Here is an 18,654-nt window from a genome sequence, read left to right as displayed (position 1 = left end):
GTTGACGACGGTTTTTGCAGGCCGACGGAGAAACCGGAGAACTTCGTGCTTGGTTTCATTTTGCGTCGCTTTCTTTGGATGATTCCGTCTTTCATCGCGGTCAGCATCGTCGCGTTCACGATTATTCAGCTGCCGCCCGGTGATTTCGTCACGAGCTATGCGGCGGATTTGGCCACCTCCGGCTCGCCCGCCGATTCTGACACGCTGGATGCGCTGCGCATCCGCTACGGGCTCGATCAGCCCTATGTGGTGCAATACCTCACCTGGATCGGCAACGCGTTGCGGGGCGATCTCGGCAGGTCGTTCGAATATCGCGCCCCCGTGTCCGACATCATCTGGGGTCGGCTCGGCATGACCACGCTGGTCGCCTTCTGCACCCTGGCCTTCGTCTGGCTCATTGCTTTCCCGGTCGGTGTCTTCTCGGCGGTGCGCCAATACAGCGTCGGCGACTATGTGGTGACCTTTCTGAGCTTTCTCGGGATGGCGACCCCCAGCTTCCTGCTCGCGCTCTTCGTCATGTACATGTCGGTGAAATTCCTCGGCTATTCCGTCGGCGGCCTGTTCTCGACTGAATATATCAACGCGCCATGGAGCTTGGCCAAGGTGGCGGACCTGCTGCACCATCTCTGGATTCCCGTCGTGGTCCTGGGCGTAGCCGGGATTGCCTCCCTGGTCCGGATCATGCGCGCGAACCTTCTGGACGAGCTCGGCAAGCCCTACGTGGAGACCGGCCGCGCCAAGGGGCTGCCGGAGATGACGCTGATCCTGCGCTATCCGACCCGGGTGGCCCTCAATCCCTTCATCTCCACCGTCGGTTGGGTCCTTCCGGTGCTCGTCTCGGGCGACGTTATCGTCTCCAGCGTGCTGAGCCTGCCGACATCCGGCCCAATCCTCATCCAGGCGCTGAAGACCCAGGACATGTATCTCGGCGGTGCCTTGATCATGTTCCAATGCATCCTAGTGCTGGTCGGCACGCTGCTCTCCGACCTGCTCCTGGCCTGGGTCGATCCGCGGATCCGCTATGACCGATAGCACCGCCACGCCCGCCGCCACCGCCCGGTCGCGGCGGGATTCCGCCTCCCAATGGCGCCTGGTGTGGTGGCAGTTCCGTCGCCACAAGCTCGCCATGGTGAGCAGCGTCGTGCTGTTGCTGATCATCCTGGTGGCTGCGTTCTGCGAATTCGTGGCGCCGTTTGCGCCTGATGCCTTCTCCCCGCGCTATACTTATGCACCGCCTCAGGCCCTGCACCTCCTCGATCGCGACGCCGAGGGTGGGCTGATCTGGCGACCCCATGTCTACGGCTACAAGGTGACCGTCGAGCCGAGCGCACTGCGCCGCATCTTCGTCATCGACGAGAGCAAGAAATATCCTGTCGGCTTCTTCGTGAAGTCGGACCCCTATCCCATGTGGGGCGGCCTCTTCACCCTCGAGACGAAGCTGTTCGGGCCGTTGAACAAGGGCGATCCCTTCTATCTCCTGGGCGCCGACCGGCTGGGGCGAGACCTGTTCAGCCGCACCGCCTACGGGACCCGCATCTCCATGTCGATCGGTCTCATCGGCGTGACTCTAAGCCTGCTGCTCGGCATCGTGCTCGGCGGCATCTCCGGCTATCGGGGCGGGGCAGTCGACAATATCATTCAGCGGGTGATCGAGTTCATCCTGTCGCTGCCGACGACACCGCTGTGGCTCGGTCTGGCGGCCGCCATGCCGAGCAGCTGGCCGCCGCTCAGGATCTATCTCGCCATCACCATCATCTTGTCGTTGATCGGCTGGACCAATCTCGCTCGCGTGGTGCGCGGCCGCTTCCTGTCGCTCAGGACGGAGGATTTCGTGACCGCAGCGCGGCTCGACGGGGCGAGCGAGCCTCGCGTCATCTTCCGGCACATGGCGCCGTCTTTCACCAGCCACATCATCGCCGAGGTGAGCCTCGCCATCCCGACCATGATCTTGGCCGAGACGGCGCTCAGCTTCCTGGGGCTCGGCCTGCAGCCGCCCATCGTCAGCTGGGGTGTCCTGCTGCAGGAGGCGCAAAACATACGCGCCATTGCCACCGCGCCTTGGCTGTTCGCACCGGGCATCGCCGTGGTGATCGCGGTGCTGTCCCTGAATTTCGTGGGCGACGGCCTGCGCGATGCGGCAGACCCGTACCGGCAATGACCATGGCTGACGCACCCTCCAGAGATACAATCGTCGAGGTCAAGAACCTCTCCACCTGGTTCGACACCGGTCGCACGGTGCTGAAGGCCGTCGACGGCATCGACCTCACGCTGGAGCGCGGTCGGACGCTGTGCGTGGTCGGCGAGAGCGGATCGGGCAAGAGCGTCACCGCGCGTTCGATCCTCAACATCGTGCCGCGGCCGGGTCGCATCGTCTCGGGTCAGGTTCTGCTGCACGATGCGGGGCCGGGTGGCGCGCCGTTGGATCTCGCAGCCTTGAATCCCAAGGGGCGGCGGATCCGGTCGATCCGCGGTCGCGACATCAGCATGATCTTTCAGGAGCCCATGTCGAGCCTGAGCCCTGTGCATACGATCGGGCAGCAGATCATCGAGACCATAAGGCTGCACACCCGCATGAGCCGGGCTGAGGCGCGCGAACGGGCGATCGAGATGCTGGCCCAGGTCAAGATCCCGAGGCCGGAGCGCAGCATCGACGCCTATCCCTTCGAATTCAGCGGCGGCATGCGTCAGCGGGCGATGACGGCCATGGCGCTCGTCTGCGAGCCACGTCTGGTGATTGCCGACGAGCCGACCACGGCACTTGATGTCACGACCCAGGCCGAGATCCTGGACCTGATGCGCGGCCTGCAAGCGAAATACGGCATGGCGCTGATGTTCATTACCCACGACATGGGCGTCGTCGCGGAGATCGCCGACGACGTCGCGGTCATGTATCACGGCAAGGTGGTAGAGCAGGGGCCGGTCGCGGAGATCTTCGCCGCGCCGAAGGAGCCTTACACGCAGCGCCTTCTGGCCTCGGTCTTGGCGCTCGAGAGCCGATCGCACCGCGCTGCCCTCATTCCCAAGCCCAAGGCGGACGATGCGATCCTGGAAGTCTCTAACCTATCTATGAGCTTCGAGCCGCGGAGGAGCTTCATGAGCCGCAAGCCGGCGGAGGCGCCGGTCAAGGCTCTGGACGAGGTCTCCTTCACTCTGCAGCGCGGCGAGATCCTCGGCATCGTGGGCGAGAGTGGTTCGGGCAAGACCACGCTCGGACGCTGCATTCTGCGCATTCTGGAGCCGAGCGCGGGACAGATCGTGTTCCGCCCCCGTGGGGAAGCCGCCATCGATCTTGCTCCGCTGCCTCTCGCCCAGGTCAGGCCGGCCTGGAGCAAGATGCGGATGATTTTTCAGGATCCGTTCTCCTCCCTCAATCCGCGCATGACCGTGCTTCAGGTGATCGCCGAGCCGCTGCGCAACCACCTCAGCCTCTCCAAGCTCGAGCTGGAGGAGCGTGTGGCCTCCCTGCTCGAGCGTGTCGGCCTGCCGCGCGATGCCATGTGGCGCTACCCCCATGCCTTCAGCGGAGGCCAGCGGCAGCGCATTGGCATCGCCCGGGCGATCGCTTTGCGGCCGGAGCTGATCGTGGCGGACGAGGCGACCTCGGCGTTGGACGTCTCTCTGCGTGCTCAGGTGCTGGACCTGCTGCTGGACCTGGTGCGGGAATTGGAGATGAGCTTCATCTTCATCAGCCACGACATCGGCGTCATCCGCTATATGTGCGACCGGGTGGCCGTCATGCATCGGGGGCGCATCGTCGAGATGGGGGAGGCAGACCAGATCTGCGACCATCCAGAGCACCCCTATACGCGCTCGCTGCTCTCGGCGATCCCGAAACCCGATCCCAGCCAGCGTGGTCGGACGGAACGCATCCGGTATGTGGAGGAGGTGGCAGGCTGATGGCGACGGTCGATGTCGATTGCGTGCTGGATATTCGCGCCGAGCTCGGGGAATGCCCGGTCTGGTCGGAGCCGGAACAGGCGCTGTACTGGGTCGACATCTATGCGGGGCGGCTGAACCGCTTCGATCCGAGTACGGGCGAAAACAGGGTGTGGACCCTGCCGGAACCGATCGGGTCCTTCGCACTCTGCGAGGGGGGAGGGGTGCTGCTGGCGCTCAAATCCGGCCTCTGGCGCTATGATCTCGAGACCGGGACATTGGCGGCTTTGGCGTCCCCGGAATCGCATCTGCCGAAGAACAGGCTCAATGACGGCCGGTGCGACGCGCAGGGCCGCTTCTGGGTCGGCAGCATGGAAGATCCCGTCGATCCGGCCCGCCCGATGGGCACTCTCTACCGCGTAGGCCGGGACTTCGCTTGCACATCCGTGGCGGATGGCTTCTTCGTCTCCAATGGCTTGGCGTTCAGCCCCGACGGACGCACGCTCTATCACTCGGACTCCTACCCGGCGGTGCGGACCGTCTGGGCCTGGGACCTCGACCCCGACGACGGCGCCGTATCGAACCGGCGCGTCTTCGTCGATACCAAGGGCATGGCCGGACGGCCGGACGGGGCGGCGGTCGATGCGGATGGCTGCTACTGGATGGCAGCCAATGACGGCTGGGAAATCATCCGCTTCACGCCGCTCGGCGCAATCGACCGGCGCATCGCCCTTCCGGTCGCCAAGCCCAGCATGCTGGCGTTCGGCGGGCCGCGGCTCGACGTGATCTACGTGACCTCCATCCGGCCGTCGACCGGGCTCGACGATCAACCCCAGGCGGGCAGCCTGTTTGCGGTCCAGGCCGGGGTGACCGGCCTGCCGGAGCCGCTCTACCGTTTGACGTAGCCGTCGGAGACGAAGGGGCCGCCCTGGTACTTGACTTCGGGAGCGGCCATGTCGCGGGTGTCGCCGTCGGGAATGAGCGTCGCGGCAAAATCTTCGGCATTGTCCTGGGGCCGATAGTCGACATGCGGCGCGCCTTCGTTGCTCCACCAGCTGCGATCGTTGTTGGAGACGCCGTAGAGCACCGTGCAGCCCAAATGCGGCGCGGCAAAGCAGGCTTCGATCAGCCGCAGCAGGTCGTCATAGGAATGCCAGGTGGAGAGATGGCGGGGGTCGATGGGATCGGGCCGTGCCGTGCCGATCCTCAGGCAGGCGCTCTCGACGCCATATTTGTCGAAGAACAAGCTGGCCAGGTCCTCTCCGAACGCCTTCGACACTCCATAAAGCGAGTCCGGACGCTTGGGCACGCGAACGTCGAGACGGTCGTCCCTGGTATAGAAGCCGATCGCATGGTTGGAGCTGGCATAGACGATGGGCCCGGCACCATGCCGCCGCGCGGCTTCGAATACATTGTAGGTGCCGAGGATGTTCGAGGACAGGATCCGGTCGAAACTCGTCTCATAGGAGATGCCGCCGAAATGGATGATCCGTCCCGCCCCCTTGACGATGCCTTCGACCGCGTCGAAATCAGCAAGATCGACCACGGAGGTCTCTTCGCCGGGCAGGGCCGGCGCCGGGTCCACCACGTCTGAGGAGCGCACGGAACCATAGGCCTCGATCAGCCTCGGTCGCAGCCAACGGCCGAGAACGCCGGCGGCGCCTGTGAGCAGGGTGGGTCGGCTGTCTCTCATGAGGAAAATCCAGGTTGGGGCGGGCGGCTCGCCCCATTGTAAACTTGTCAGATAAGTCCATCGAGTCCCTGCACAGGGGTCAGATGCGACAAATCGGCAGGACAGTCTGGGCGGACTTACACCCGGCTCGCGGCAGAGATCCTCTCACCGACCCCTATGCCGGCGCTACCAAATCTTTGTTGTCCGTCCTGAACGACAAGGTCGACGCTGCTCAGCCTGGCCACGTCTTCCATCACATTGCCCCGCACGGCAACGATGTCTGCGCGCCGCCCACGCTCAAGTGTGCCCGTATCTTCTTCCCGAAGGAGCCTGGCTGCATCTCCCGTCATGCAGGCGATCGCTTCCGGGATCGTCCATCCCCCATCGACGAGCTTCTGCACCTCGAAGTCCATTCGACCATGCACGGCATCTGTCCCCGGGACGCAGCGCACGCCCTCCTCCTTCGCCATAGAGAGGAAATTGTTGGCCCGCTCCTGCGCCCGAAGCAGGAAGGGCGAGGGGTTGGAGCTGTCCTGCAGCAGGATGACGCCGGTGGTTGGGACCAAAGTAATTCCGCGACGCGCCATCTCGACCATTTGCCGACGCTCGAGGAACAATCCATGTTCGATGCTGTCGACGTCATGTTCGATGCACCAATCGGCTGCTGGTCCGCCATGACAATGAGCCGAAACCGGACGGCCTGCGCGTCGCGCCTCCTCGAAGATCACATCCACTTCACCGCGACTGAAGATCGGCAGGATCGGATTGGGTGTACGGCTCGCTGGTGTGGAGTAGAATTTCACCCAGTCGCAGCCGGCCTTGATGGACGCCCGGACGGCCTGCCGGATCGCGTCAGGCCCGTCACAGGTGGATTTGGAGACGGACACGCTGACATGCGAGGATTGGACGAGATTCCCAGCCGTCTTGAGCCTTGGAATGTCGATTTTTCCCTCGCGTTGCGCTTGATTGAGACGGATATCCAGAAAGTCGGGGTCCCCCAACACGCGCATCATCGTGACGCCGGAATTGAGATCTTCCCTGAGCCAGCGCAGGGCATCGATTGTGATCTCAGCCTCTCGACGCGCCACTTGGGCAATCTCGTGACCCAATGTGTGGATGCTCACATGCGAATGAGCGTCGATAAAGCCCGGCAAAAGGGTGTGTTGGGGAAGGTCAATGACGACTGCACCTTCTGGCACGTTGAGCTGACCGCTTCGGCCCACATCGGTAATTCGCCCGTTTGTGAAAGTGATGTAGCCGTCTTTGATCGCCGACGTGCCGGTCCCATCAATCAGCCAGCCTGCTTTTATCACCGTTGTCATCTAGACTGCCCCTCTGCTGAGGATATGAGAGCCAGGCCGGCCTTGGTTGGCCAGCGTAGCCATACTGTCTGCCCAATCTGAAATTCGTCTTCGCCCTTATCGAGCGTTCTCACTTTGAGGGTTGTGTCGTGACCAACCTCAACCTCATACATCTGCCCATCACCGAGGAACGTCACATGCGTGACCTTGCCCCGCATCAGCTGCTGTCCCGCTTGCTGCTCTGCAGCGGCCCCCAGGATGTCGATGGATTCTGGCCTGAGTGAAAAGCTTAAGCGGTCACCTGCCTGACCGCTGCCCAGGATCTCAAACCCTTGATTTGTGATCACGGTGCTGTCGCTTGCGCGTTTCGCGATGGTATCGTGCACCAGGTTTGAATGGCCGAGAAACGTTGTGACCATCTCGGACGTTGGCCGGCGGTATATTTCCTTCGGGGTACCGATTTGTTCGACGCTGTGCCGTTCGGCGCTGAAGACGGCGACCCTGTCAGACATGGTCAGCGCCTCTTCCTGATCATGGGTGACGAATATGGTCGTAATATCCAGCTCGCGTTGGAGTTCGACGAGCTTCCGCTGCATGGACTGCCGCAGTTTCTTGTCCAGCGCTGCAAGAGGCTCGTCGAGAAGCAGGACCTCTGGTTTGATGGCAATTGCGCGAGCAAGGGCGACTCGCTGCTGCTGTCCGCCAGAGAGCTCCGTCGGTCGGCGAGTGGAGAGGCCGGAAAGCTCCACCATCTCCAGGGCGCGCTCTACAGTCTCTGCGACATTCCCGGCCCGCCGTGCTCTGAGGCCAAAGGCGATGTTTTCGAAAACATTCATATTCGGAAAGAGGGCGTAGTTCTGGAACACAAATCCAATTCTGCGCCGCTCCGGTGGTATTCCCCCCATGTCCTGTCCTCCCACCAGGATGCGTCCTGTGGTCGGTTCCTCAAAACCCGCGATCAGTTTCAAGAGAGTACTCTTTCCACAGCCGGACGGCCCAAGTAACGAAAAGAACTCCCCTTTACGGACCTGAATACTTGTCGGAGCAAGTCCGACGACAGTTCCATAGGATTTGCTTACGTCAGTCAGATCGATTTGCCATTCGGGCATGAATTCAGCCATCGTTTCCTTTCCTCTGGCCAGGCAATAAGGCCTCTCGCCCGCCAACGATAAAAGCGATGACCGCCAAGCCGACTCCGACGCCAAAAACCATGGATGCAATGGCATTGATCATTGGCGAGGGTTCGAACTGTATGAGCGAATACATGTAAACCGGGAGGGTATTGAAGCTTCCGCCGGTCAAGAAGAACGCAACGATAAGATCAGAAAAAGAAATCGCAAACGTGATGAGCATGCTGCTAAATATAGCCGGAATGAGATGCGGCATCATCACCCGTCGTACGTAGTAAAACCAGCTCGCGCCGAGGCCCCTTGCGGCATCCTCGAGGGAAGAATTCATGGTCATCAGTCTGGTGGAAATGAGAAGAAACACGAAGGGGCAGGTTAGCAGGACATGGCCAACCGTGACGGTCAAAATTCCACTCGGTAGCTGCAGTGCGGAAAGAAAGGCGAGGATGGCAATGGACCAGATCAGGCTTGGGATCAGCTGAGGCAACATGATGATGCCTTCCAGCCGATCGCGCACCCTTGGCCGCAATCGTCGTGTACCGATGGCCGCGCTAGCTCCTAGGAAGAGGGAGATGAAGGTCGTTAAGCTAGCGACATGCAACGAATTCCAGATCGCCTCCAAAGCGGTGTCGCGTGCAAATGCTTCTTCATACCAGCGAGTAGTAAAGCCCCTTAGGGGGAAGGCCCAGAAGCGGGATGAATTGAACGAGAAAACGACAACAAGAATGGCGGGGAGAAATAAGAAGATATAGATCAGCAACAGATAGACTCTTCCGGCAAGAGCGAGCATGTGGCGTCTCATCCCTGCTGGCCCGAGAATTTGCTGCGCACGCGGGTGAGAAGTGTCAACGTAAGCAATAAGACGACGAGCAGGATGATCGCCAAGGCCGATCCAAAAGACCAATTTGAAGAAGCGCCAAATTGAGTGGCAATCACGCGGCCAATCATGATGCCGCTCGTGCCTCCAACGAGCTCTGGCACGACGTAGGTGCCCGCGACCGGCATGAAGACAAAAATAGCCCCAGCGATAACGCCAGGTAAGCTCCAGGGTAAAACGACGCGCAAAAATGCATAGACCGGACCTGCGCCTAAGGATCGGGCGGCCAACACCAGGTTCCAGTCGAGTTTTTCGAGAGAAAGATAGATGGGGATGACTGTCAGGGGTAAAAATAAGTTCAGCTCAGTCACAATGAGAGCAGGAAGACCGAACGTGAAGATGCCAATCGTCTCCTCTGACAGACCAAGTAATTGTGCGGTTTTGTTGAGGACGCCGCTGTTTCCGAACAAAGTATAGAAAGCAAATACTCTCACGATATAGGAAGCCCACCATGGAAGCAGCAGAAGGAGGAGCAGCATTGTCCGCCGCTTCTCGTTCGCGCGGGCGATAATCCATGCTGCTGGATAGCCGACCAGGAGACAGATTATTGTCACCAGTGCACCGATCCCAAGGCTCTTCATCAGGAGCGGGAGATAAAGGTCGCCGGTGAAAATCTTGGTGTAATTTGCGAACGTCCAAACAAAGGACGTTCGCATGTTGATGTTGGCAGCCAGGCTATACCGAGCCAAAATGCAAAGCGGGACCAGCAGGCCAGCGATATACAGGGTCAGGAGCGGCGCGCTCAGCAGGATACTTCTTAAGCGGTGACTTTGCATTGGGAACACCTGCCAAGCCGGTCGTAATCAGTATCGGTGCGCTTTGGTAGTCTACGCAGCCTTGACCTCTGCCCAAAGCTCGTTGATGCGTTGAAGATCGCCGGCCTGCTTCCACCAAACCATATTTTTGAGCAGGTTCGGGTCGTTAAGCATGAGGCGGTTCCGAAGTTCTTCAGGCTGTGCTTGCAGCAAAGTCTGGTTGGCGACGGGATAACCCTTCTCGGTCATCAATTTCGTTTGATACGTTTCTCCGATTACGTAATTGAGAAAGTCGTATGCTTGGTCTTTGTTGGTACTGCTGGCGACAATCGCGGTGCTTGTACACCAGCCCTGTGCGCCCTCCTTCGGAGCCACCATGGCGACGGGCACGCCTTCGTCACGGATCGGCTTCAGCATCGAAAGCCGGCCGATACTGACGTAGATCTCGCCGCCCGCGACAAGCGATGCCCCCTCGGCAGCAGACGCAAAATATTTCGCAACAAGCGGTTTTTGTTCGATAAGCTTCTGCTTTATTGCTGCGTACTCTTCCGGCGTGAAGTTTATCGGTTCCTTATCAATATTCGCTTTGTACCCCAGCAACTGGGCTGCAACGAGCACCATCTCGTAGCCATAGTCGATAACGCCAATGCGCCCCTTTTGGCTGGTATCCCAGAGTGCTGACCAGGAATCTGCCGCAGAGATCTTGTCGGTGCGGTAGAGGAGCGCCTCCGGGCCCCATACGGTGGGCACTGCAAGGACCTTGCCCTGCTCGCCCGAGGCCACGAACTCAGCGTCTCGAAACTCGGGAAACAGTTCATTCCAGTTCTTCAGGCGGCTGACGTCAACGGGTTCAATAACTCCATCCTTATGAAGCTGCTTGGTCAACTGGTTAGGCACGGAGACGACGTCGATTCCCGCACCGCTGCCAGCGGCCAGGCGGCCCATCATTTGGTCGATGTCGCCGAAGTTTTGAGTGTTGAGCTTGACGCCGGTTTGCTCAGTGAAAGCCCCTGTGAGGGCTTTGTCGGTATAGGTCGCGTAGGAAAAGAAGGTCACTGATTTTGGCGCTTGCGCCCGCACGATTGCAGGTGATGCAACGGCAGCGATACCCACAGCTGCAGTGGCTCCAAGGAAGCTCCGTCGACTGATCTGCTTTTCAGACATGCTGCTGTCTCCTTTGAAGTCCTGGAAAAAACAAGGGAATTACTGAGACCTGTTCTTTTCTCGCCATGCCCGCCAGCTCTCCAACAGCGGATTTTCTGGCCGCTGTTCGTAATAGGGAATGAGAGGGCGGTATTCGTTGAAGAGGGCACGAAGGGAATCGACGGCATCTGTGCCGGCCGGCCCCTGGTGCATATCCACTCTTAAGTCGGTACGCGCATAGGTTTCGCGTCCATAGACCAGAAGCCCTGATGACAAATGTCCGCCAAGTTCGCCGCCCGCGGCTTTCCCGGCCTCAATTGTGCGAACAAGCCTCTCTTCGAGTAACTGACTCTCGCTGGCGAGCCATGCATCTTCCATCGCCTCCACGACGTCCGGGCCGACGAGATAATTGCCCATGACGACATAGTTCTGGCCGTTCTTGTGGCCCTTCCAATCGAGGTTCTTTTCACCAGTGAAAACTGCCGAGTTGCCATTCTTGTCGACAATCGCCAGTTGCCGGTGCTCTGGGAAATTATCGCTGCTTCGGATCTCCCGGAGAACCTTCTCCGGACTGTAGCCGAGCTTCAGTAACTTCAACGCAAGCGGCCCAAGGCCGGGATGTGCGTAAGCTTGTGTGGCGACTGCAGCCACGTTTGCTTCGATGAAGGAACATCGGGCTGCGACCGAGAGCGGGCTCGATGTTAGAGCGACCCCGAGGAGGCCTTCTCGGGGACATCTTCCGACAACGGTGAAGGTATTGAATTTGAAACCTAAGCTGAACATGAGGAAATCCCGCTTGTTTAACGTTATAGTGAAATCGCCGCGAAGTTCTGTCAAGCGCATTCCTGACCGTTGGAGTGAGGCTACCTGCCGGCTATGAAGGGTGGCCGTCCTACCTCTGATACAGCTTGATTGGGATCAGAACTTCCTGCTGGCGGAATGCCCCTTTTTCGATCCTCTCGACCATCAGGAGTCCGGCTTCCCTTCCGATCCGATAAGGCTCTGAAATGGCAACGATGGTAAAAACAGCGAGGTCATTTGAGGTCTCTGATGCGCTGAAGCTCCCGATTGAAGACGGAAACGGCATCTCTCTCTGTGTGACGAATCGAGCAACCGCGACTGCTAACCGATCTGTGGCCCCGATGATCGCGGCAGGCTCCTGAGAGGAATGAAGAAACTCAGGCAGGATTCTCTCTGCTTCCGCAATGCTGCCGCTTCCACAGGGAACAATCGTTAAGTGAGCCTGGCTGTCGCCTTTTTTGATCGCGTCGTTCATCCCCGCGAGCCGCTGTGTCACGGAGGGCCAGGGAAGTTGAGGGGCAAGCACAAAAAACCTCCGAAGCCCTTTCGCCAGAAATAGCTCTGTCATTGCCTTAGCCGCACCAAAGTCGTCTTGGCGCACGACCGCTAAGTCAGGATGGAGACCGACATTCGTATCTTCGATTGCAATGATCGGGACATGGAGTTTGAGCAGTCGCTCGAGACAGTCCCTGCGATGAGCGTGGTCACCACTCAGAAACGCGCAGATGCCGTCGGTTCGCGAATCCCCCAGGAAAATCGAACGCTCGAGCTCCTCCGGTCTTACGCCGTGAACCAGGCAACCATAACCACGCTCCCCGAGGCTATTGCTCAGTCCGGCCACGACTTGGGAAATGAAGGGATCCGCGAGAAACGAAGACAGAGGATCGACGATCAAAATTCCGACCGCGAAATTTCGATCGAGCCTCAAGCTTCGGGCTGTTCCCCGAGGCCGATAGCCGAGCTGAGCAATCGCCTTTTCCACGCGATCGCGCGTTTCGGGCCGCATCGCGGCGTAGTTTCGATTGACGACATTCGAAACCGTCATCAACGAGACGCCCGATAACCTGGCCACATCTCGTAACGTGGCACTTTTTCTGGGCGTAAAAGGGAGATGGCTCATAAAAGAGAGAACACTACTGCTGGCACCTTCGACATCGCGTTGGTGTAATCGAAGGCCCGACGAATGCAATGTGGTTTACCAAGTTCGTCACGACTATTGAGGAGTCGTCCGCCGCTCGGCTCCACCCCGCGATATCACCGACCGCTCGCATCGGCAGCTAAAGGACTGTGTCGACCGCCATCCAAAAAAACGGAATAAATAGCCACCCTGAACCGCCAAACGATGTCGTCCGGAATGTGTGACGTCAATCAAGACGAGGATGAAACCTCGCTGACGGATTCTTTTTTTGCTGAAGGAGTGAGCAACTTTGCTCCAAGCTCCCTATTCTAGGAATAGACTAGTCTTGCTGCCATTCGGCAAGGGCAAAATCCCCGGGAGATAACTGATGTATGCACGGGTCATGAGCACGGATCTGAAGAAGGATCTGATCGACGAAGCTGCGGCGGAGTGGAAGACGCATATTGCTCCGTTCAAAGGGAGCGGCATGGAGCGGGCCTATATGCTGGTCGACCGAGCAACCGGGAAGTACCTCTCCATCACCATCTGGGAGAGCGAGGAGAAACAGCGGTCGAACGCGACAAGCCCCGGCCAGACTGCGGGACGGGACACAATGACGGCGAAGTATTTCGAACGGGCGCCGACGCCCGGCGGCTATGAAATCGTCGCGGTGATCGAATAGCGTCTTCCGGCCGCTCAGCGTTCGGCAGCGATACGCTCCATAACGACAGGGAACGCGCTGAGGGGGTGGGGCATAACGACCGGCTCCACCTTCTCGACATAGGATGGATCCAGCTCGGACAGGCGATTAACTCCGAGAAGGCCCATACCGATGATGATCTCCTCCTCCAGGAGCTCCAACATCCGCATCAGTCCATCTGGGCCGCCCGCTGCCAAGGCCCATGACTGCATGCGCCCCATGCAGACAGCTTTGGCGCCGAGCGACACCGCCTTCAGAACATCGGTGCCGCGAACGAAGCCGCCATCGATGATCACGTCCGCCTTTCCGCCAGCTGCATCGACAATTTCCGGCAGAACCTGCGCGGTGCCCCGCGCATGATCCAATGCACGCCCACCGTGATTGGACACGTAAATCACATCCACCCCGTGCTCGACCGCCAGCCGCGCATCCGCCGCACAAGTCACGCCTTTCAGTACGACCGGCAGGCCCGACCGCTCCTTGACCCGTTGGAGCATCTCCCATGTCGCCATGGTACCGAGAAGTCCCTCTTTGCTTGGCGACTTACCATCGGACCCTTCGGAGCGCTGCTGCGCAAGGTAGCTCCCGTAGCTACGGGCCCGTTTGCCAGCCGTCTGTACCTGACTCATCAGGTCGCGTTCGCGCCGGCTGTAATAGGCAGCCTCGCTCACAAAGGCGATCGCCCGATAGCCCGCCGCCACGACGCCATCCACCAATTCATTAAGGAAGGGCTGCTCGGCCCGAGGATGCAGGGCGTATATGAGGGGCCCCGGGCATTCTCGGGCTACGGTCGCATAGTCGGGCGCCGCAAATCCGCTGACGATCTGGACCGTGCCGAAGCTCTGCGCGGTTCTTGCGGCCGCTACCGCTCCCGCCGGATCCAGAAGGGCAATTGACCCCACGGGAGCGAGCATGACCGGAATACGCAAGTTAATGCCCAGCAGACAGGTGTCGGGTTGAACCTCGCTCACATCGCGCATGACCCGGGGCACGAATGCAAGGCTGTCGAGGGAGCGGCGGTTTCGACGCAAGCTGGTCTCGGTTTCGGTGCCGAAGGTCACGAAGTCCCACACCGAACGGGGCAGTTTCTCTCGCGCGGCCCATACAATGTCCTGAAGCGTGGGAAATTCGGACATGCTCCCCTCCACAGTTCGATGCCGCATCGGTGATCTCGGGATTTTGCCTTGTGGCCTGATATGAGGCGCGACGCAGAGCCTCCATGCAGCCCAGTTCGACTTATTTTTGGACAATCGTCAAATGCTCAATTTCATCGATTGGCTGTTCTAGAAAAATGTGTATCGTTAAAGAATTGGCTGGTGAGGAGGTCAAACGTGCCTGGTTCTAGTTTAGACAAGAAGGCGATCAAAACCTCCCTTTCAACACATGGAAGACCCTTCGAGTGGGGCATCGCCGCCGGTGGTTTTCTTTACACGGCAGCAGCGCCGATCAAAGCGGATGGGACCACCGAAACTGGTGACATCAGGCTTCAGACCCGTCTCGCGCTCAAGAATCTGGCTGATACTCTTGCGGCGGCCGGCGGGTCGATGGCTGACGTCACCCAGGCCATGCTTTATGTGACCGATCGCAGCTTCATCGATCCGATCACGCAAATCTGGGCGGAGGAATTCCCCCCTCCCTACCCTAACCGCGGGACCGTGATCGTCCACGAAATCGGCATCAAGGATATTGGCCTGCTGATCATGGCCCACGCTTATCTCGGCAAGGGCTGACAGGACGCTGGCACGATGACATCGATTGGGCTCGAAGCATCCCGAAAGCCCGCCTCCGGCGCCCGCGCCAGAGCCGTCCGCCGCGACCGTTTCGGCAGCGTCATCATCGGAGCGGCCAGCCTCATCATGCTTGGTTTGGTGTGGCAGGCGGCCATATCCCTGGGTTATCTCGACGTCGCCTTCATCGGCTCACCGGTGACCGTGTATAATGCCGGTAAGCGCCTTTTAGAGGGGGGCGCGCTGTTTAACGACGTGCTCGAGAGCGGAAGCCGTGTGTTGATCGGCTTTGCCCTTTCATGTGCGGTAGCTATTCCATTAGGCCTCGCGGCCGGCTGCTTGCCTTTGCTCAAGGCGATCATTGATCCCGTCGTCTCACTCATCCGGCCACTGCCGTCTCTGTCGTGGATCCCGCTCTCCATGATGTGGCTCGGAATCGGCGAGGAGCAGAAGTATGCAATCGTCTTCATGGGCACCTTTGCGCCCACGCTTGTCTTCGTAATCGACGCCACGGAGCAGGTTGACCGGATCTATGTGCGGGCTGCCCGCAATCTCGGCGCAGGGCGCTGGGCGGTAATTTTTCAGGTGATCCTGCCAGCAGCGCTTCCTGGAATTCTCTCAGCACTGAAGGTCACGCTGGCGCTCGCCTGGGCGTGCATCATCTCGGCAGAAATGGTGGGAGCGACGAGTGGCCTGGGCTACCTGATCTGGAACGCCAAGGACTGGGGCAACATCAGCCAAGTCTTGGTCGGCATGCTGGTGATCAGCGCCTCCGTCCTTGTACTCGACATACTGCACCGGGCCCTGACCCGCAGGCTCATCCCCTGGAGGCGTGACCAAGTCTCTAATCTGAAGCTTTGAAAGTTCGCCATCCGATGCAGGTGGCGACGCGGATATGGCACAAACGGAGTGAGGGACCAATGATGTTGAAGCGTCGGACAATTCTGATGGCAGCCGCGATGTTGGCTGCGATGATCGCGGCCCCCGTCACTAAGGCGGAAGAGCTCAAACAAGCAGTGGTGGTATCCTCCACGGCCGGGGTTCACGCACCCTTCTGGATCGGAATCGACAAAGGCTTCTTCAAAGACGCCGGTTTCGATGTGTCGTGGCGACAAGTGGCGAGCTCGACCGACCGCGTGGCCGTCGTATCGTCTGGCGATGCGGTCATGGGTGGGACCGGCGCCCAGGGCATGATCGCGGTCATGAGCCAGGGCAACAAGAACTTCTACTGGGTCGGCATACCGGATGCGGCTCAGGATATCTCTGGGATCGTGGCGCGGGAGGGGATCAACAGCCTTCAGGACCTCAAGGGTAAGAAGCTTGCGATTCAGTTCGGCGGTTCGGAGGAGATCACCGATTACTTGCTGCTGAAGAATGCCGGTTTGGACATGTACAAGGATGTCCAACTCGTCAATCTCAAGCAATCTGAGATGATACAAGCGTTGAAGCAGGGACTTGTTGACGCCGCAGGGGCTTGGTATCCGGAGTACAAGCGTCTGCAAGAAGTGCCCGGCGCCAAGAAGATCGCCTCCGTGGCCGACCTCGGCTACTGGGAGAAATATCACCAGATTCCTGCGCCCAACACGCTGGTGATGAATAAGAAGTTCGTTGAGGATGATCCGGCAGCAGCGAAGCGCTTTCTGGCAGCTTACTGGAAAGCCCAGCAATGGATCATCGACAACCGCCAGGAAGCGGCGGCAATCGTCGCGAAGATCAGCAAGCAATCCCCGGAGGAATGGCTGGCCTGGGAAAACATGTCCGAGCGGTTCACCTGGAAGGATCAGGCTACCCAGCTGTCCGACAAGGGCGCATATCCAATCATGCAGTCCATGGAAGACTTCATGGCGGATACCATCAAGAAGATCGACAACAAGCCTGATTTCAGAGAGTGGGTGCGGCAAGACTTGATCGTTCCGTGAACGATCGGACAGGCACATGATTGACGCCTCGACGGGCCATTCCGCAAAGCGATGGAGGCTCCCAGACCGGCTCGGCTATCTCGCGATAAGCGCCGTGTCGGCCTTGGTCTTCATCGCCCTCTGGGAGGGACTGGCCGCGACGGGAATCATCGATCCTGAGTTCTTTCCGCCACCGACACATGTTTGGACCGAACTCAAGACCCTGATCAGTGACGGCACGTTGCTCACGGACATTCTTGCCAGCGCTATTCGGGTCGTCGTCGGCTTTGCCCTGTCGGCGGTGGTCGGTATCGCGCTGGGCATCCTGCTTGGCACGGTGGAGGTCGTCCGCTGGATCGTGCAACCCATCATCTCGATCATCAGGCCGCTACCGTCGCTGGCCTGGATTCCCCTGAGCCTGCTTTGGCTCGGTATCGGAGAAGAACAAAAATATGCCATTGTGTTCATGGGGACGCTGGCGCCGTTGACGGTCTTCGTAACCGATGCCACTCTTCGGGTTGATCCGCTTTACATTCGGGCGGCCCGGAACCTTGGAGCCTCAAAGCTCGCTGTCATGTGGGAGGTGATCCTGCCCGCAGCGTTGCCGAGCATCGTTTCAGCTTTGAAAGTGACACTGGCCCTGGCGTGGACGTGCATCATCAGCGCTGAAATGGTCGGCGCCAATGACGGGTTGGGCTTCCTGATCTGGAACGCCAAGGACTGGTCCAATGTCAGCCAGGTCATCTGCGGTATGCTGGCAATCAGTGTCACCGTCCTCGTTCTCGACACCATTCTCCGCAGCGTCGAACACCGCTTCATCCCTTGGCAGCGGGGTGTCAAGAGACAGGTGAGGTTGATTTGACAAACATCATCCGTGTCGAGAATGTCAGTATGGAGTATGAGGGCGGCGCAGAGACGATCCGCGCTCTGGGCGGGTTGTCGATGGATGTCCGCGCGGGAGAAATTCTGTGCATCGTGGGCAGCTCGGGATGTGGCAAGTCGACTCTGCTTAGCCTCATTGCCGGGTTTCAGACCCCGACCGCCGGTCGGATTCTGCTCCACGGCCAGCCCATCACCGGCATTGATACCCGCTGCGGCATGATCTTCCAGGAATACGCGCTTTTTCCATGGAAGACCGTTCAGAGAAATGTCGAGTTCGGGCTCAAGATGCGCCATGTCGGCAAGGATGAGCGTCGCGAGACAGCCCGCTACTTTATCAAGCTCGTCGGCTTGGAGGGCTTCGAGAACGCATATCCCTCCGAGCTGTCAGGAGGCATGCGCCAGAGGGCAGCCCTGGCGCGGTCGCTGGCTAATGATCCCGAGATCCTGCTGATGGATGAACCCTTCGCTGCCGTCGATGCCATGACCCGTCAATTGTTGCAGGACCAGTTGATCGACATTGTCGAAAAGACCGCCAAGACTGTCATCTTCGTCACCCACAGCATCGATGAGGCCTTGATCCTATCCGATCGTATAGTTGTCTTTTCTTCGCGCCCTGGCCGCGTGAAGGTTGCCATCGACAATGATCTGCCGAAGCCGAGGAGCGCCGCAGCACAGCTGACGCCGCGCTACCTGGAACTGAAGACGCAAATCTGGGACAGCGTGCAGGAAGAGGTTCTGCAGCAGATCGCGCGCATGGAGCGCCTGCCGGCATAGGGCT

Annotated in this window: 19 protein-coding genes; 10 read left to right on the top strand and 9 right to left on the bottom strand. The window is 59.5% G+C overall.

Going from position 1 to position 18,654, the window contains the following annotated elements; translation table 11 throughout:
* Window positions 1-45: 45 nt before the first annotated feature.
* The 4 genes from FKM97_RS21015 to FKM97_RS21000 are packed head-to-tail and all read left to right on the top strand — an operon-like array spanning window position 46 to window position 4,781.
* Complete coding sequence (locus tag FKM97_RS21015; RefSeq protein WP_144294410.1) at window positions 46-1,032, top strand: ABC transporter permease; 987 nt, start codon at window positions 46-48, stop codon at window positions 1,030-1,032.
* A complete protein-coding gene (locus tag FKM97_RS21010; RefSeq protein WP_144294409.1) occupies window positions 1,022-2,158 on the top strand; it encodes an ABC transporter permease in 1,137 nt (378 codons plus the stop codon). The genes FKM97_RS21015 and FKM97_RS21010 overlap by 11 nt, the downstream gene beginning before the upstream one ends.
* A gap of 2 nt (window positions 2,159-2,160) precedes the next feature.
* Window positions 2,161-3,897 carry an ABC transporter ATP-binding protein gene (locus FKM97_RS21005; protein ID WP_170241045.1) on the top strand — a complete coding sequence of 579 codons (1,737 nt, stop codon included), beginning with the start codon at window positions 2,161-2,163 and terminating at the stop codon, window positions 3,895-3,897.
* Complete coding sequence (locus tag FKM97_RS21000) at window positions 3,897-4,781, top strand: SMP-30/gluconolactonase/LRE family protein (protein ID WP_144294407.1); 885 nt, start codon at window positions 3,897-3,899, stop codon at window positions 4,779-4,781. The genes FKM97_RS21005 and FKM97_RS21000 overlap by 1 nt, the downstream gene beginning before the upstream one ends.
* On the opposite strand, the gene FKM97_RS20995 is transcribed toward FKM97_RS21000, so the two are convergent.
* From FKM97_RS20995 to FKM97_RS20960, 8 genes are all read right to left on the bottom strand, one after another.
* Entirely contained in the window at window positions 4,766-5,569 is an 804-nt protein-coding gene (locus tag FKM97_RS20995) for an NAD-dependent epimerase/dehydratase family protein (protein WP_144294406.1), read from the bottom strand. The genes FKM97_RS21000 and FKM97_RS20995 overlap by 16 nt on opposite strands.
* A 116-nt stretch (window positions 5,570-5,685) precedes the next feature.
* On the bottom strand, window positions 5,686-6,870 hold the full coding sequence (locus tag FKM97_RS20990) for an amidohydrolase family protein (RefSeq protein WP_144294405.1): 1,185 nt from the start codon (window positions 6,868-6,870) through the stop codon (window positions 5,686-5,688).
* Window positions 6,867-7,970, bottom strand: coding sequence for an ABC transporter ATP-binding protein (locus tag FKM97_RS20985; RefSeq protein ID WP_246105201.1), 1,104 nt, complete (start codon window positions 7,968-7,970; stop codon window positions 6,867-6,869). The genes FKM97_RS20990 and FKM97_RS20985 overlap by 4 nt, the downstream gene beginning before the upstream one ends.
* Window positions 7,963-8,766 carry an ABC transporter permease gene (locus FKM97_RS20980; protein ID WP_170241044.1) on the bottom strand — a complete coding sequence of 268 codons (804 nt, stop codon included), beginning with the start codon at window positions 8,764-8,766 and terminating at the stop codon, window positions 7,963-7,965. Before FKM97_RS20980 ends, FKM97_RS20985 begins: the two co-directional genes overlap by 8 nt.
* A gap of 8 nt (window positions 8,767-8,774) precedes the next feature.
* The gene (locus FKM97_RS20975) at window positions 8,775-9,629 is read right to left on the bottom strand and encodes an ABC transporter permease (protein WP_144294403.1); all 855 of its coding nucleotides are present in this window, start codon (window positions 9,627-9,629) and stop codon (window positions 8,775-8,777) included.
* 51 nt (window positions 9,630-9,680) lie between these two features.
* Entirely contained in the window at window positions 9,681-10,772 is a 1,092-nt protein-coding gene (locus tag FKM97_RS20970; protein WP_144294584.1) for an ABC transporter substrate-binding protein, read from the bottom strand.
* Window positions 10,773-10,811: 39 nt separating this feature from the next.
* On the bottom strand, window positions 10,812-11,534 hold the full coding sequence (locus FKM97_RS20965; protein WP_170241043.1) for a DUF1028 domain-containing protein: 723 nt from the start codon (window positions 11,532-11,534) through the stop codon (window positions 10,812-10,814).
* Window positions 11,535-11,643: 109 nt separating this feature from the next.
* Window positions 11,644-12,672, bottom strand: a complete 1,029-nt coding sequence (locus FKM97_RS20960) for a LacI family DNA-binding transcriptional regulator (protein WP_281290129.1) — start codon at window positions 12,670-12,672, stop codon at window positions 11,644-11,646.
* A 385-nt stretch (window positions 12,673-13,057) separates the two neighbouring features.
* Between FKM97_RS20960 and FKM97_RS20955 the strand changes: the two genes are divergently transcribed.
* Window positions 13,058-13,351, top strand: a complete 294-nt coding sequence (locus FKM97_RS20955) for a hypothetical protein (protein WP_144294400.1) — start codon at window positions 13,058-13,060, stop codon at window positions 13,349-13,351.
* A 14-nt stretch (window positions 13,352-13,365) separates the two neighbouring features.
* On the opposite strand, the gene FKM97_RS20950 is transcribed toward FKM97_RS20955, so the two are convergent.
* A complete protein-coding gene (locus FKM97_RS20950; protein ID WP_170241042.1) occupies window positions 13,366-14,505 on the bottom strand; it encodes an alpha-hydroxy acid oxidase in 1,140 nt (379 codons plus the stop codon).
* Window positions 14,506-14,700: 195 nt separating this feature from the next.
* On the opposite strand from FKM97_RS20950, the gene FKM97_RS20945 reads away from it, so the two are divergent.
* From FKM97_RS20945 to FKM97_RS20925, 5 genes are read left to right on the top strand one after another with little or no spacing between them, the layout of a single operon-like run.
* Window positions 14,701-15,099, top strand: a complete 399-nt coding sequence (locus tag FKM97_RS20945) for a RidA family protein (protein ID WP_170241041.1) — start codon at window positions 14,701-14,703, stop codon at window positions 15,097-15,099.
* 15 nt (window positions 15,100-15,114) lie between these two features.
* Window positions 15,115-15,957: an ABC transporter permease gene (locus FKM97_RS20940; RefSeq protein WP_144294397.1), complete on the top strand. Its 843-nt coding sequence runs from the start codon at window positions 15,115-15,117 to the stop codon at window positions 15,955-15,957.
* A 59-nt stretch (window positions 15,958-16,016) separates the two neighbouring features.
* Complete coding sequence (locus FKM97_RS20935; protein WP_205015252.1) at window positions 16,017-17,015, top strand: ABC transporter substrate-binding protein; 999 nt, start codon at window positions 16,017-16,019, stop codon at window positions 17,013-17,015.
* Between the two features lie 16 nt (window positions 17,016-17,031).
* On the top strand, window positions 17,032-17,856 hold the full coding sequence (locus tag FKM97_RS20930; protein ID WP_144294395.1) for an ABC transporter permease: 825 nt from the start codon (window positions 17,032-17,034) through the stop codon (window positions 17,854-17,856).
* Window positions 17,853-18,650: an ABC transporter ATP-binding protein gene (locus FKM97_RS20925; protein WP_246105200.1), complete on the top strand. Its 798-nt coding sequence runs from the start codon at window positions 17,853-17,855 to the stop codon at window positions 18,648-18,650. The genes FKM97_RS20930 and FKM97_RS20925 overlap by 4 nt, the downstream gene beginning before the upstream one ends.
* The last annotated feature ends 4 nt before the right edge of the window (window positions 18,651-18,654 follow it).

The sequence above is a fragment of the Rhodoligotrophos appendicifer genome (genome assembly GCF_007474605.1).
GTDB classification, from domain to species: Bacteria; Pseudomonadota; Alphaproteobacteria; order Rhizobiales; family Im1; genus Rhodoligotrophos; species Rhodoligotrophos appendicifer.
This window is presented reverse-complemented; position numbering and strand designations above follow the sequence as displayed.

What these genes read in the sequence shown, in the direction of transcription:
- FKM97_RS21010 (WP_144294409.1), top strand. Translation starts at nt 1,022, where the DNA reads ATGACCGATAGCACCGCCACGCCCGCCGCCACCGCCCGGTCGCGGCGG.
- FKM97_RS21005 (WP_170241045.1), top strand. Translation starts at nt 2,161, where the DNA reads ATGGCTGACGCACCCTCCAGAGATACAATCGTCGAGGTCAAGAACCTC.
- FKM97_RS21000 (WP_144294407.1), top strand. Translation starts at nt 3,897, where the DNA reads ATGGCGACGGTCGATGTCGATTGCGTGCTGGATATTCGCGCCGAGCTC.
- FKM97_RS20995 (WP_144294406.1), bottom strand. Translation starts at nt 5,569, where the DNA reads ATGAGAGACAGCCGACCCACCCTGCTCACAGGCGCCGCCGGCGTTCTC.
- FKM97_RS20990 (WP_144294405.1), bottom strand. Translation starts at nt 6,870, where the DNA reads ATGACAACGGTGATAAAAGCAGGCTGGCTGATTGATGGGACCGGCACG.
- FKM97_RS20985 (WP_246105201.1), bottom strand. Translation starts at nt 7,970, where the DNA reads ATGGCTGAATTCATGCCCGAATGGCAAATCGATCTGACTGACGTAAGC.
- FKM97_RS20980 (WP_170241044.1), bottom strand. Translation starts at nt 8,766, where the DNA reads ATGCTCGCTCTTGCCGGAAGAGTCTATCTGTTGCTGATCTATATCTTC.
- FKM97_RS20975 (WP_144294403.1), bottom strand. Translation starts at nt 9,629, where the DNA reads ATGCAAAGTCACCGCTTAAGAAGTATCCTGCTGAGCGCGCCGCTCCTG.
- FKM97_RS20970 (WP_144294584.1), bottom strand. Translation starts at nt 10,772, where the DNA reads ATGTCTGAAAAGCAGATCAGTCGACGGAGCTTCCTTGGAGCCACTGCA.
- FKM97_RS20965 (WP_170241043.1), bottom strand. Translation starts at nt 11,534, where the DNA reads ATGTTCAGCTTAGGTTTCAAATTCAATACCTTCACCGTTGTCGGAAGA.
- FKM97_RS20960 (WP_281290129.1), bottom strand. Translation starts at nt 12,672, where the DNA reads ATGAGCCATCTCCCTTTTACGCCCAGAAAAAGTGCCACGTTACGAGAT.
- FKM97_RS20955 (WP_144294400.1), top strand. Translation starts at nt 13,058, where the DNA reads ATGTATGCACGGGTCATGAGCACGGATCTGAAGAAGGATCTGATCGAC.
- FKM97_RS20950 (WP_170241042.1), bottom strand. Translation starts at nt 14,505, where the DNA reads ATGTCCGAATTTCCCACGCTTCAGGACATTGTATGGGCCGCGCGAGAG.
- FKM97_RS20940 (WP_144294397.1), top strand. Translation starts at nt 15,115, where the DNA reads ATGACATCGATTGGGCTCGAAGCATCCCGAAAGCCCGCCTCCGGCGCC.
- FKM97_RS20935 (WP_205015252.1), top strand. Translation starts at nt 16,017, where the DNA reads ATGATGTTGAAGCGTCGGACAATTCTGATGGCAGCCGCGATGTTGGCT.
- FKM97_RS20930 (WP_144294395.1), top strand. Translation starts at nt 17,032, where the DNA reads ATGATTGACGCCTCGACGGGCCATTCCGCAAAGCGATGGAGGCTCCCA.